This is a genomic window from Pectobacterium wasabiae CFBP 3304 (assembly GCF_001742185.1).
GTDB classification, from domain to species: Bacteria; Pseudomonadota; Gammaproteobacteria; order Enterobacterales; family Enterobacteriaceae; genus Pectobacterium; species Pectobacterium wasabiae.
Genome location: NZ_CP015750.1, coordinates 2,705,404 through 2,719,583 on the forward strand (window position 1 = coordinate 2,705,404; position 14,180 = coordinate 2,719,583).

Below are 14,180 nucleotides of genomic sequence, written 5' to 3' on the forward strand. Positions count from 1 at the left end.
GAAGGGCGTTGTTTAAAAAGTGTTGCATCGTGTCACTGGCTTAGATGATAATGAGTATCAATTAAACTAATATCATCTGCTTTTTGCCTGTTGAAACCACTATGACGCAGCTAACTTCTTTCTGGAGTGATTTTTACCAGACCCACCAAGGATGGCTGCGGGGATGGCTTTGTAAAAAAATGGGCTGTATCCATCAGGCAGATGATCTTACCCATGACACCTTTCTTAAACTCCTGACGCTTGCCGACCCTTCTGCTATCCGTCAACCTAAAGCCTATCTGATGGTGACGGCGAATCACGTCATGATCGATCAGTTCCGTAAGCGTAAGTTGGAGCAAGATGCGTTATCTGCATTAGCGCTGCTGGTTGATGGAGAAGAAGAGCACTCTGCGGAATACCGTGTTGCGATAAGCCAACTGGTGGCGACGGCGCTGCATATTCTGACCCATGAGCTAGACGAAAAAGTACAGCGTGCGTTTATTATGGCGCGTGTGGAAGGGCACGATTATCGGACGATTGCTGAGGCGTTGCATGTGAGCGAAAGTAGCGTAAAGCAATATCTGGCAAAAGCGATGGTGCATTTCCACAGTCGGATCTTTTTTCAGGAACAGGATGAAGCGTAACGCTGATTTTGAGCAGATCCAACAGCAGGCCGCTGAATGGATACTACGCTTCTCGGAAGTCGAGCAGGATAGCGACGACGCAATATTACTGCATAAAGAGTGGCAGCAGTGGTGCCTGATAGATGCTCGACACCCTGTGGTTTATCATCAGATGCAGCAATTATGGACAAGTGCGACAGTCACACCTGCCTCGACATCACGTAAATCACGTCCATCCCGTTATGCTGCTCTGGCGATTTTCATCGCAGGGGGCTGGTTGCTAAGCCAGTTACCTTATGCTTATTGGTTAGCCGATCAACGAACGGTAGCGGGTGAAGTTCGACGTATTGTGCTGGACGATGGCAGTGAACTGATGCTCAACAGTAATTCGGCTGTGAATATCTCCTTTACATCACAGAAACGAACGATCACGTTGCTACGTGGCGAAGTCTATGCGCATGTTGCCAAAGATCCGCGCAGCAGACCGTTCGTGATTGACAGTGCACAGGCAACGGCTCAAGCCTTAGGTACTCGCTATAGCGTGCGTGACGCCGGGGAAGATACGCTGGTAAGCGTTGACGAGTCTCGTGTTCGCGTTACTGCAAATAAGAATCCAGATATCCGTCTCGACCTTGGTGCTGGCCAACAAGTTGGACTCGATCAGCACCATATTACCCGACCTGTGAGTGCATCAACGGAAGCGGGCTGGATCCACAACCAATTGATTTTTGAAAATGCACCGTTCACTCAGGTTATCGATGAACTTTCCCGTCACTATCCAGGGCTGATTTATCTGGATCCGCGCCAGCGTCAGGAACTCGAGCGTTTGCACTTTACTGGCGTTTTGCCATTGAATAACAGCCAGCAGGCACTTGAGCTACTGAAACACTCCCTTCCTATCTCCGTCCGACAGTCCTTTGGCTATATTTTCTGGATTGGTGAAAATAAAAATCGTTAATAATCAATGATAAAACAGATTTTTAAATATAAATGATAATTATTTTTATTTTCTTCTGCCCGATTTCCGCTGAGCAACGTCTTCTCTCCTGAAAACATAAAATAATTCAGGGTAAATTCATGCGTAATTTTTTGGGGATGCGTAACACAATTTGGCCGATAACCGTGCTCACTCTGGCGTTAAGCGGGGGCAGTGCGGCGTTTGGTGCAACAGCACAATCAATACACCTTCCTGCACAGTCATTGGAAAAATCATTAACACAATTGGCGCGGCAGACCGGTGTTAATTTTGGGGTTGATAGCCAACTGGTTGCAGGGAAGCAAGCTCCCGCGCTGGAAGGGAACTACACGGTTGAACAGGCTTTGGATCGGTTATTGAACAGTAATAACCTTTATGCGGAGCCTACGGAAGCCGGTAAAGCGTTTATCATTCGCCCCATGGCCAGTATGTCGGCGTCGGATGATACTCAGACGATCAATACGAGTGCAGCGAATAGTCGTTCGGGAACCGAAAACAATGGCGATGTGATCACGGTAAAAGCGCAGATTTCGCCGGGACCGATGGAGATCGGCAGTCAGCAACTAGTGGCCGAGGAGATCGCAAAAAAGCCGACCGCTAATGGAAATATTACTGAGTTGCTGCGCACCAATCCAAACGTGCAATTCTCTGAAACGTCACGTAATAGTGAGACACCTGGAGAACTGGCTCCTGACGTTGTCTCGTTCCACGGTGAGAAGTTCTATAACAACAACTTCATGATCGATGGGATGTCGAACAACGATCGTCTGAACCCAGGCGTGAATGTCGGTGAGGTTGGGGCTGTCGCCAATGGGAATGGCCCTAATGATTTCCCATCTGGCCATCCTGAGTCTTTTTGGATAGACAGTAGCCTGATTGAAAGCTTGTCCGTTTATGACAGCAACGTGTCGGCGAAGTATGGCCAGTTCACCGGTGGTGTCATTGATGCAAAACTTAAAAAACCGTCGTTTACCGAGCCATCCGGTTCTGTCTCTTACAGAACAACGCGTTCATCATGGACGAAATATCATCTGGAGAAAAAAGAGGAAGCCTCGTTTAGTGCCGCAACCACGCTTAAGAAGCAGCCTAAATTTACCAAAAATTTTTATAACCTGAACGTTAGCCAGCCCCTTAATGATAATGCGGCGCTGATGTTTGTGTATAGCCGTAAGGAATCTGATATCCCATTCTGGCATACGATTTTCCAAAGATGGGAAGATCAATCACGCGAATCCGAAACCTATATGTTACGTGGTGCGTGGGATGCGAATGAACGGAACCAATTTAGCTTATCACTCATGCATTCACCCCATAGTGCAAGCTATGTGCGTTCCAATATGAAGGATGCTGGTTTTACTGCTGAAGGTGGTGGATATAATGCCAATCTGAAGTGGGATAATCAGAATAAATGGGGAAAAGTTGCCACACAGTTAATATGGAAGCAGAACGAAAATACCATCAAAAATAAAGGAAATAATTTTTATAATTGGGTTAAAACAGACAGTATTGACTGGGTATCGAGCTATTCTGGAACTGCTGCTCAGGAAGGGGGATATGGCACGGTAAGAACCGAGCAGTCGGGCATTAATTTTAAGCAGGATTGGCAGCTAAATCCTTTTTCTGCCTGGGGTGTACAACACCAGTTTGATTTCGGCTTTGATACCGATTTTTCCGAGGCTCGTTATCAGCGTAAGAACAATTCCTATTCTTATGCTACTGCGAACAGAAAAAGTACTGTGGTATGTAACGGCGATTCTGCATGTATTGACGGTGAGCAGTATTTCCGCCAACGGACAGTATATGAAGCATCTGATGTAAAAGTGGCGGCAAGCACTTATGCAGTTTATTTACAAGATACATTAACCTATTCCCGCCTGGCTGTGACATCCGGTATTCGCGTTGATTATGACGATTACATGAAAAACGTGAATATCTCTCCACGTTTCAGTTCGAGCTATGATGTTTGGGGCGATCGTTCCACTGAGTTTTTCGGTGGAATAAACCGTTACTATGCGGGCAATATTTTGGCTTATAAGCTGAGAGAAGCGCGTAAGTTGGGCTATAACGAATGCCGCGCTGAACATGTGAATTCGCGTGGATCATGTAATGCCTTGTCAACGAGTTCCAGTAATACGCCAGGTGAGTGGGTCTTTAATAAGGCATCTACTCAAGCTGATTACCGATACACGTCATTAAATACTCCTTACAGTGATGAACTCAATCTCGGTGCGCAGCAGCGAATTTATGACACCGTTTGGACGTTGAAATGGGTTCATCGTGAAGCAAAAGACCAATTTGCTGCTGAGAAAAATAAAACCACAAAAACCTATGAGTTAACCAATAACGGGAAATCCGAGTCCGACACATTTAGCTTGATGGTCAAGCCTGTTTCTCCCATTGAATGGAATTCTGCGGTATTCAGTTGGTCGGCGGGAGCGAATATTCATAAAAGTACCTCCTCAAATAAGGACTATGACACTGAGGTGGATCTCGATCGCCAGATTATCTATAACGGAAAAATGATCCGCGCGATTGATAAACCCGCCGATAATTACAACCGCCCCTGGACGGCGTTTCTTGAGCTGAATACTGAAATACCCAACTGGCGTTTAGATTGGACACAGCGTTTAAGTTATGTCGGCGGCTACAAAGCCATGAAACGGACTGAAACCATTAACTGTCCAGATGATGACCGCTGTTCCGGGTATGTCGGTTCTACTGATGTATATGAAGAAGATCAGTATGGCAACAATATGCTGCTGGACTGGCGTGTGAATTATACCCAGCCATTAGGTAAGCAGAATCTAAAAGTGGGTGTAGATGTACTCAATGTCCTGAATAAAGCCAACAAGAACGAATCTAATTATGGATTAGGTCGTCAGTTCTGGCTGGATGTGACGTATTCATGGTAAGTGATAAAAATAATAAAGGTCAGTGATGAAAAATAAAATTATGTATTGGCTGACAGGTGTTATTTGCCTGTTAGCGGGAAGCATTGTGGGCGTGAGCCAGGCCGAAGAAATAAAAAGTCCGTTACCGGTTATTAAAGAAGGGACGCTGGCTAACGGGTTGCGTTATACCCTTGTGCCGCTGGAAGGGCAGAAGACGCGGGTCGATATTCGCCTGATTGTTGATGTTGGTTCGATTGATGAAAACGACAATGAATCTGGTGTGGCACACATGGTGGAGCACATGGTGTTTCGCGCCAGCGATACGTTTCCTCAAGGTGTGAGCACGGAACTGCACAAACAAGGCTGGGTTCGTGCGCAGCACTATAACGCCATGACCAACTACGAACGCACCATGTACATGATGAGCCCACCGAAAGGTAATCGCGATCTGGGCGTGACGTTACAGGCGCTGAGCCAGATGACGGGTCATGCCAAGCTGTTGCAAAGCGATCTCGACGACGAGCGCAAAATTATTTTGGAAGAGTGGCGTGGCAAGCTGGGCGTCGCGGAGCGGATGAATCAGCAGCGCGTACAGGCGATTCGCCATGACTCGCGTTATCCTTCGCGCCCGGTGATTGGCACAGAAGCATCGATCAACGAGATGCCTGCCAGCGTACTACAGGATTTTTATCAGCGCTGGTATCGTCCGTCGAATATGCGCTTGATGATCATTGGTGATATCACACCTGCGGATGCGGAACGTGAAATTCAACGCTATTTCACACCATTGCCCAATGTCGCTGTGCCTGTTCGTGATTATTACGAACCATTATTGAAACCGCAGCTTAAAGTTATGCGTTTGCAGGATAGCCAAAGCGGCAGCAGTCAGGTGTCGTTTGTCTACCGTTTCAATGATAAAGACACATTAGGTCAACCTGAGTATCGTCACCGTTTACTGACGCAAATCACGATGTCTGCGGCCACGCGTCAGGTTCGCCGACAGAAATCGGAATTGCCGCAAGACGCCAGTAGTCTGGTGGTGCGTAAATCGGATATCGGTAAAACGACGGCAGCGCTGGGCTTTTTCGCCAATGTGATGCCGGGAGGCCATGACGCCGCGCTTTCTGCCGTACTGAAAGAAATTGAGCGGTTAAAACGCTATCCGTTAAACGAGCGGGACATCACGGAGATCGCATCCGACATTCGTGAAGTTGCGCAGCGTATGAGCGTTACCCCTGAAACCCGTGAGTTTGCGGACTGGGTACAGCAGTTGACCATCGTCTGGCAACAGGGTCGTCCTTATGTCGGCAGCCAGCAGCGCGGTAAAGATGCGCTGGAAGCGCTGGACACCATCACGGTGGAAGATGTGAATCGCCATTTGCAACGCTGGCTAGCCTCACCGGATACGCTGGTGCAGTTTAGCGTGCCGGGCGCGACACCTTTCACGCTGCCTAAGCCGGAAGTGATTCTCAAATTGCAGAGACAGTGGGCGGTAGCGACGTTGGCACCGTTGCAGGTAGAAAAAGAGAAAGTCATCCCTGAGCTTCCTTCCGTGACACAAAGCGGAAAGCGTACAGCTGTGAAAACTTTTGCTGCACAAAAGGTAGAACAGTGGCAACTGAGTAATGGTGACCGCGTGGTATGGCTACGAACGCCAGAGGCAGGTAAAAACATCCACCTGACCGCCATCAGCCAAGCGGGATTTATGGCAACCTCAATGAATCCGTGGCAGGCACAGTTGGCAAGTCAACTGGTCAATCAAAGCGGCCCTGCGACGTGGAGTGGTGAAGCGTTAAGTAACTGGAAGAAAGAAAAAACGCTGTCGCTGAGCATCAATCAGGAATCGGATCAACTGACAGTCAGTGGCACCGCACCCATGGAGCAACTGGCAAGTTTGTTTGGGCTATACCGTGAGCTAAACGTTGCGCCGGGAATCGATCCGGATGTGATGAAAGAGAGCATGATGAGCCTGGCGCGTCAGAAAGCCAATGACGACCAGTCTGTTTCAGGTATACGTGCCAGTGAAATTACTAAACTGCGCTTTGGTGGGCCAACCTGGCAACAGCCTGAAATTGCCGAACTGAAGCACATTACGGCACCAGCCTTACTGTCGCAGTGGCATAAAGCGGCTTTTGCGCCTGTTACTTATTATCTGGTGGCGGATATGCCTGCCGCACAACTGTTGCCGCAGGTAGAACGCTATCTGGCGACCATTCCGCGTCAGCCTGCTAGTGATGTCAAACAGCACCTTGCACTGCTGGGCCAGCGTGAAGCAACCTCTGCCATCAATATCGAACCGCGTGCTGATATCTTGACCTGGAGTTTCACACCGCATACGTGGACGCCGCAGGCTGCGGTACAGGTGAGCATTGCTCGTAGCATTGCAAATAAATACCTCAAAGCTAGCCTGCGTGATGACGCTCTGGGTATTTACCGCATGCGTATCGATAGCGAGTTGGAAGATAAAAAACAGCGCATTGAGACAGAAGTGAACTTCACCACGGCACCTGGTCGTGCGCAAGAGCTGTGGAAGCTGGCGGAACAGCAGTTTGCTGAATTGCCATCAAAGATTACGCAGCAGGATGTCGACGAACAAAAAGCACGGTTCATCCGTATGGAAAAAGGACGTCAGAGCGATCTGACCACCATACAGCGCCGCTTGATGTTGAGCTACCGCCACTATGACGATCCGCGCTATTTGAGTAGCGTATCCAAACTGGCAGACAGCATCACGCTGGAAGGCGTGCGCTCCATGTCGGCGAAGCTCTATAACCCCGATAACCGGGTGCTTTACATCGCCTTGCCACAAGAGGTTAAAGAGTGAAGAAGATCGTGGTGCAGTTTGTCGATCTCTGCCGTCCCTTTTGGGGCGGCAAACGAAGTTGGCAGGCTTGGTTACTCCTGTTTGTTACTATCGGGATGGGCGGGATGATCGTCTATCTCAACGTGTTGTTAAACGCGTGGAGTAAAACGTTTTATGATGCGCTAGGGGCATTCGACAGCGGTTTGTTGCTTTCCCTGATGAAAGAATATGGTATTTACATCCTGCTTTATATCGGGTCGATCGTGTATCAGGAATGGTTTACCAAACTGCTGATTATCCGCTGGCGCAGCGCGTTAACCGCAGAGCTGGTGGACAGTTGGCTGGCGAAGCGGGCATTTTATCGTATGTCGGTGGCGGGCAAGATTGATAACCCAGACCAGCGTATTGCCGAAGATATCAACCTGTTTGTCGACAAAGCCGTTAGCCTGGTCGTCGAGTTTTTGATCGTGACGGCACGCTTGTTTTCTTTTGTCGTTATCCTGTGGGGGTTATCGGGCGTTCAGCGCTTTACGTTGTTTGGTGAAGAGTGGGTAATCAAAGGTTATCTGGTTTGGATCGCTATTCTGTATACGCTGATCGGCAGTCTGATTACGCATGTGGTCGGGAAACGCCTGCACGATATTAATTACGATAAGCAAAAAGCGGAGGCAGATTTCCGCGCCGCGCTGCTGCGTAAGCATGATAATGCTGAGCAAATCGCGCTGTACGGCGGCGAAGCGCAAGAGAAACGTCATCTTCAGCGCCATTTCTCTGCCATTGTGTTGAACTGGGGACGTTTTATGAATGCCGAACGTAATCTGGGCTTTTTCACCACGGGTTATATGCGCGTGAGCCAGATTGTGCCGGTCTTTGCGGCGTTGCCTGCCTTCCTGAGTAAGACGGTCACTCTGGGCGGATTGATGCAGATCCGCGGGGCGTTTGCGCAGGTACACGGTGCGCTGAGCTGGTTTATCCATAAGTACAAGGAGTTTGTGATTCTGTCCGCCAGTATGGCGCGTCTGAGTCAGTTCAAAGAAGAAATCAGACGTCATCAGTCTGAACAGGCCGATGCGCCAGTAGGACAGGATTTACGCATTGAGCAACTCTCCTTTACTACGCCACAGGGCTCTCCGCTGTTGCAAAATGTGGATCTGAGTTGCGAAGCGGGTAGCTGGAGTAAATTTTCTGGCCGCAGCGGGTTGGGGAAATCCACGCTGCTGCGCACGCTACATGGTTTATGGCCGTATTACGATGGCCGGTGGCAATCGCTCGAAGGGCGCAGCCTGCTGTTACCACAGCAAAGCTATTTAGGACAGGGCACGCTGGCGGAGATCCTCTGCTATCCCCATCCACCGCTGGCTGACAGCGAGATGTTGCGCCAGACGCTGGATAACGTCGGGCTGGGGGCGTGGCGCGATCGTTTAAGTGAGCAACTGAACTGGGATCGGGTGTTTTCCGGCGGCGAGAGACAACGTATCGCTTTTGCCCGTGCGCTGATTGCCAAACCCGATACGCTCTATCTGGATGAAGCGACCAGTAATCTGGATCATGACTCTGCCAGACAGCTTCTGGCGCTGCTCAAGCTGGCGTTGCCGATGTGTACCGTGGTGGCGATTACGCACCAGACAGAATTGGACGATCTGTTCCCACATCGTTATGACTTAACGGATTTCGCCTCGCCACGCAGTTGATGTTGTCCGCAGGCTTTCCGGTTCTCGGAGGGCCTGCGGTTCTGGTAGGTTTCTTTTCGTATGCCCCCTATAATCTTCCGCAGGATTATCTAATACCGATCGTTTAAGGCTCAAGCTCACGTGGCGACCACGGTGCGAGGCATCCCTGCGGGAGCCTCATCCTCGTGTTTCCCCTCAATACACGATTAGGTAAATGCCAGACATCAGCGTCATTTTGTCTTTTACGGCACTTTTCGTCGCTCGCAGACTCCAACTCCCATCTTGCCAGAGGGGCTGATGACGGAAGCCGTTCAATTTTGAGGAGTACACACTATGAATTTTCGCTCGCGCTCTTTGCGGTTACCGCTCGTGTTGGGTTTACCGCTACTGCTGGCCGGATGCAGCACGCTGTCCAATTTTTCCTGGTCCAGCCTATCGCCGTTTAACTGGTTCGGTAGTTCGCTGCAAATTACGGATGCGGGCGTCGGTGGTATTAATGCGGGTACGCCGTTATCTGAAGGCGCATTACAGAATGCGCTGGATGGCAATTATCAACTGCGTAGCGGAATGGGAACCTCCAATGGTCAACTGGTCGCGTTTTATCAGGCGCTGGATGGCAAAGAGGTGAAGATGATCATCAGCGGCCAGCCGAAGGGCAGCGTGCGCAAAGTTGAGGTCATGGACCCGACGATTGGCAGTGCAGGTGGCGTGAAAATCGGTGATGCCTTTAGCAACACTTACAATAAAGCCTTTGAGTCTTGTCAGTTGGGACAAGGTGATGATGCGCAGGGCGTTGAATGTGCCGCGCCACAGAGCGCGCATATCAGCTACGTTTATTCCGGCGAGTGGAGCGGTCCAGAAGGCTTGATGCCGCCCGACGATATCCTGAAAAGCTGGAAAGTGAGCAAAATTGTGTGGCATGCGCAGGCGCGTAACACATCCGTTCTATAAAGGGACGTCTTGGCGTTAATGGACTAATTTGTCTTCACGCAAGGTAAAAGTCAGGCGGCTTCCGGTATGATACCTGTGCCGCCTGATCTTTTTTCGGCCGCCGTATTTGCTGTAACCATGGTAGTAAACCATAACAACAAAAGAAAAAACTGACGCTTGAGGAAGCAGAAATGACACCAATTCAAAGCGGTATTTTATTGGAACACCGCCGTTTTGCCATTTTTATGGAAGCGATGATTCAGGGAGAGTTTGATGCTATCCGGCAGGGATGCAAAAAATTCTGTCAGACATTACAAGATTTACAGCAGCAGTATCCCGATGCTGGGTTAGGTGCGGTGCTGGCATTTGGTAACGATGTTTGGCGCGATCTGGACTGCAACCACAGCGCGACGGAGCTGAAATCGTTTACGCCGTTGGGTAAAGGGCTTGCCCCGGCAACACAGCGCGATCTGTTGATCCACATCCAATCGCTTCGCCATGATGTTAACTTCACGCTGGCACAGGCGGCGCTGGCCGCGTTTGGTAGCGCGATTCGCATCGAAGAAGAAACACACGGTTTCCGCTGGGTGGAAGATCGTGATTTAAGTGGCTTTATCGATGGTACGGAAAACCCACAGGGTGAAGCTCGGCACGCCGTGGCAATTATCTCTGAAGACCAGCCGGATGCAGGCGGTAGCTACGTGTTTACCCAACGCTGGGAACACAATTTGAAGCAGTTGCAGCGTTTTAGCGTGGAACAACAGGAACAGATGATCGGGCGCACGAAGCAGGATAACGAAGAGCTGTCTTCCGATGAGCGCCCTGTGACCTCGCATCTCAGCCGCGTGGATTTAAAGGAAGACGGCAAAGGGCTGAAAATTCTGCGCCAGAGCCTGCCTTATGGCACCGCCAGCGGGAAGAACGGGCTTTACTTCGTTGCCTACTGCGCGCGTCTGCACAACATCGAGCAACAGTTGTTGAGTATGTTCGGCGATCGTGACGGCAAACGTGATGATATGCTGCGCTTTACGCGGGCCGTCAGCGGCAGCTACTTCTTTGCGCCGTCTTTGGCGAAGCTTTTGTCGCTGTAAGATCTGACGCATTTTCCTGATGCCTGTGTTTGTGCAGGCATCGGTTTTTTCTGCTTCTTTTCATCGGCTACATTGCCGCGCTTTCTTCTCCTCTCTCTCCTCCTTTTTCCCTGTTATCTCTCGCTGTGACGTTATGCCCTTTAGCGCTTAAAAACTCCGAAATATTATATATAAAGGTTATATGTTAACCAGCACTTCCCCTACACTGATTTGCGCTATGCCCGTCATACTTCAAGCTGCTTGTGCGTTGGCCGCCCTTACTCACCCCAGTCACTTACCTGAGTAAGCTCCTGGGGATTCGCTCGGTTGCCGCGTTACAAGGCCATAAATGAGCCTTGCCCTAAAGGGTCAACGCAGAGCGTTGTTCAAAACGTTAACGTTTTGTCACGCAACTCGAATTATTTAGGGTATATACAAAAACGGCTATGAAACGGCCCCGATAACAAAGCCTACCGAATAGGCTCTAACTCTGGCAGGACATAAGATGAATCAAGTACAGGTGAAAGGCTGGCTGGTGAAAGGTTCTCTGGCGCTGTCATTGCTGCTGGGCGGGCAGAGTGCTGTCTCCGCTACCGAGCTGTTGAACAGCTCTTATGATGTGTCTCGTGAGCTATTTGTGGCGCTCAATCCCGGCTTTGAAAAGCAGTGGTTGTCGCAGTATCCCAACGACCCGCTAACAATCAAACAATCACATGCGGGTTCATCTAAACAGGCGTTGGCTATCCTGCAAGGGTTGAAGGCCGATGTGGTGACCTACAATCAGGTGACGGACGTCCAGATCCTCCACGATCGTGGGCAACTGATTCCCGCTGATTGGCAGGCACGTTTACCGAATAACAGCTCTCCGTTCTATTCCACCATGGCTTTTCTGGTTCGCAAAGGTAACCCAAAAGGGATTCACGATTGGAACGATCTGGTACGTGATGACGTAAAACTGATTTTCCCGAACCCGAAAACCTCCGGCAATGCCCGTTATACCTACCTTGCAGCCTGGGGCGCGACCAGTAAAGCTAACGGCGGCGATGACGCCAAAACTCGCGCATGGATAACGCGTTTCCTCGCGAATGTCGCGGTATTTGATACCGGCGGTCGTGGTGCAACCACCACGTTTGTGGATCGCCAACTGGGCGATGTGTTGATCAGTTTTGAATCTGAGGTGAATAACATTCGTAACCAGTACGGTGCCGAGAACTACGAAGTGATCGTTCCGAAGGTCAACGTACTGGCGGAATTCCCCGTGGCGTGGATCGATAAGAATGTCGAGAAGAATGGCACGGAGCAGGCGGCAAAAGCCTATCTGAATTATCTCTATAGTCCAGAAGCACAAAAGGTGATCACCGATTTTTACTACCGTGTGAATAACCCCGAACTGGCGCAAACGCTAAAATCTCGCTTCCCAGAAACCACACTGTTTCGAGTTGAAGATCAGTTTGGCTCGTGGCCACAGGTGATGAAAACCCACTTCGACACCGGTGGTGAACTGGATAAACTGCTGGCGGCTGGTCGTCAGTAATGTCTTTGGGTTCGGGTAAGCGGGTGCTGCCGGGATTCGCGCTGAGTCTGGGCAGCAGCCTGCTGTTTGTCTGTCTGATTCTGCTGCTGCCCTTAAGTGCGCTGGTGATGCAACTCTCAGAAATGAGTCTGGCGCAGTACTGGGCGGTGATATCTAATCCGCAGGTGGTGGCGGCCTACAAAGTAACGCTCTTGGCTGCGGGGCTGGCGACGGTCTTTAATGCAGGATTCGGCCTGTTAATGGCGTGGATTCTGACACGCTATCGTTTTCCCGGTCGTGCCTTTCTGGATGGATTGATGGATTTACCCTTCGCTCTGCCCACCGCCGTCGCGGGGCTGACGCTGGCCGCGCTGTTTTCAACGACCGGCTGGTACGGTGCATGGCTGGCAGAATACGGCATTAAGGTGTCCTATACCTGGCTGGGTATCACGGTTGCGATGGCGTTCACCAGCATTCCTTTTGTGGTGCGTACCGTGCAACCGGTGTTGGAAGATCTGGGGCCAGAATATGAAGAGGCGGCGCAAACGCTGGGGGCGAATCGCTGGCAGTGTTTTCGTTACGTCATTTTACCAGAGTTAACGCCAGCGCTATTAACCGGCACCGCGCTGTCGTTTGCCCGCAGTCTGGGTGAGTTTGGCGCGGTTATCTTTATTGCAGGGAATATCGCCTGGCAAACAGAGGTCGTTTCGCTGATGATTTTTATCCGCTTGCAGGAGTTTGATTTCCCTGCTGCCAGCGCGATTGCCTCTGTCGTGTTAGCCGCGTCCTTATTGATACTGTTTGCTGTCAACGTGCTGCAAAGCCGTTTTGGTCAACGGACTCGGAGCGTGTAATGGCAGAGATTCCTACTGTGACGCCGCGGCGTCAATCTCAGCCTGTTCGGCAGGCGCGCAACTGGGCGAGAACCGCGCTGATTGCGCTGGGCGTGATATTATCGCTCATCATGTTGGTCATCCCCTTGGTGTCAATTTTTGCCGCTGCGCTGGCGCATGGGCTGGGAGGCGTCTGGCGTAATCTGAGCGATCCCGACATGCTGCATGCGATTGGCCTCACGCTGCTGGTGGTCGCGATTGTTGTACCAGTGAATCTGGTCTTTGGCACGCTGCTCGCGTGGTTGGTTACACGCTTTCAGTTTCCGGGGCGACAACTCTTGCTTACGCTGATCGACATTCCTTTTGCTGTCTCACCAGTGGTCGCCGGTTTGCTGTACCTACTCTTTTACAACACTAATGGCCCGGTTGGCGGCTGGCTGGATGAGCAGGGGCTACAGTTGATGTTTGCCTGGCCAGGTATTGCGCTGGTGACAATATTTGTGACCTGCCCGTTTATGGTCAGGGAGTTGGTTCCGGTGATGATGAGTCAGGGCAGCCAAGAGGAAGAGGCTGCTGTACTACTCGGCGCATCAGGTTGGCAGGTGTTCTATCAGGTGACGCTACCGAATATCCGCTGGGCGCTGCTCTATGGCGTCGTGTTGACCAATGCCCGTGCGATTGGCGAGTTTGGCGCGGTATCCGTCGTATCGGGCTCGATTCGTGGCGAAACTTACACGTTGCCGCTACAGGTTGAATTACTGCATCAGGATTATAACAGCGTGGGCGCGTTTACCGCGGCGGCGCTGCTAACCGTGATGGCGATACTGACGCTGTTTATCAAAAGCGCTATTCAGTGGCGTGTAAAACGGCAAATGAATAAACACTAACTTTT

Annotated in this window: 10 protein-coding genes; all 10 read left to right on the forward strand. The window is 50.6% G+C overall.

Features of this window, described 5'->3' with window-relative positions; all coding sequences use genetic code 11:
• The first annotated feature begins 101 nt into the window (after positions 1-101).
• The 10 genes from A7983_RS12270 (at position 102) to cysW (ending at position 14,175) form a co-directional block, all read left to right on the forward strand.
• Positions 102-623: a sigma-70 family RNA polymerase sigma factor gene (locus tag A7983_RS12270; protein ID WP_005971853.1), complete on the forward strand. Its 522-nt coding sequence runs from the start codon at positions 102-104 to the stop codon at positions 621-623.
• Positions 613-1,560 carry a FecR family protein gene (locus tag A7983_RS12275; RefSeq protein WP_005971855.1) on the forward strand — a complete coding sequence of 316 codons (948 nt, stop codon included), beginning with the start codon at positions 613-615 and terminating at the stop codon, positions 1,558-1,560. The genes A7983_RS12270 and A7983_RS12275 overlap by 11 nt, the downstream gene beginning before the upstream one ends.
• 119 nt (positions 1,561-1,679) lie before the next feature.
• Positions 1,680-4,490, forward strand: coding sequence for a secretin and TonB N-terminal domain-containing protein (locus tag A7983_RS12280; RefSeq protein WP_005971857.1), 2,811 nt, complete (start codon positions 1,680-1,682; stop codon positions 4,488-4,490).
• 25 nt (positions 4,491-4,515) lie between these two features.
• A complete protein-coding gene (locus tag A7983_RS12285) occupies positions 4,516-7,293 on the forward strand; it encodes a M16 family metallopeptidase (RefSeq protein ID WP_005971859.1) in 2,778 nt (925 codons plus the stop codon).
• Positions 7,290-8,963 (forward strand): ABC transporter ATP-binding protein/permease, encoded by a 1,674-nt coding sequence (locus tag A7983_RS12290; protein ID WP_005971861.1) that lies wholly within the window; start codon positions 7,290-7,292, stop codon positions 8,961-8,963. The genes A7983_RS12285 and A7983_RS12290 overlap by 4 nt, the downstream gene beginning before the upstream one ends.
• Before the next feature lie 312 nt (positions 8,964-9,275).
• Entirely contained in the window at positions 9,276-9,893 is a 618-nt protein-coding gene (locus tag A7983_RS12295) for an RpoE-regulated lipoprotein (RefSeq protein WP_005971864.1), read from the forward strand.
• A 170-nt stretch (positions 9,894-10,063) separates the two neighbouring features.
• Positions 10,064-10,963 carry a Dyp-type peroxidase gene (locus tag A7983_RS12300; protein ID WP_005971866.1) on the forward strand — a complete coding sequence of 300 codons (900 nt, stop codon included), beginning with the start codon at positions 10,064-10,066 and terminating at the stop codon, positions 10,961-10,963.
• Between the two features lie 484 nt (positions 10,964-11,447).
• Positions 11,448-12,476, forward strand: a complete 1,029-nt coding sequence (locus tag A7983_RS12305; RefSeq protein WP_005971868.1) for a sulfate ABC transporter substrate-binding protein — start codon at positions 11,448-11,450, stop codon at positions 12,474-12,476.
• Positions 12,476-13,309 carry a sulfate/thiosulfate ABC transporter permease CysT gene (gene cysT / locus A7983_RS12310; protein WP_005971871.1) on the forward strand — a complete coding sequence of 278 codons (834 nt, stop codon included), beginning with the start codon at positions 12,476-12,478 and terminating at the stop codon, positions 13,307-13,309. The genes A7983_RS12305 and cysT overlap by 1 nt, the downstream gene beginning before the upstream one ends.
• A complete protein-coding gene (cysW, locus tag A7983_RS12315; RefSeq protein ID WP_005971874.1) occupies positions 13,309-14,175 on the forward strand; it encodes a sulfate/thiosulfate ABC transporter permease CysW in 867 nt (288 codons plus the stop codon). Before cysT ends, cysW begins: the two co-directional genes overlap by 1 nt.
• Positions 14,176-14,180 lie beyond the last annotated feature (5 nt).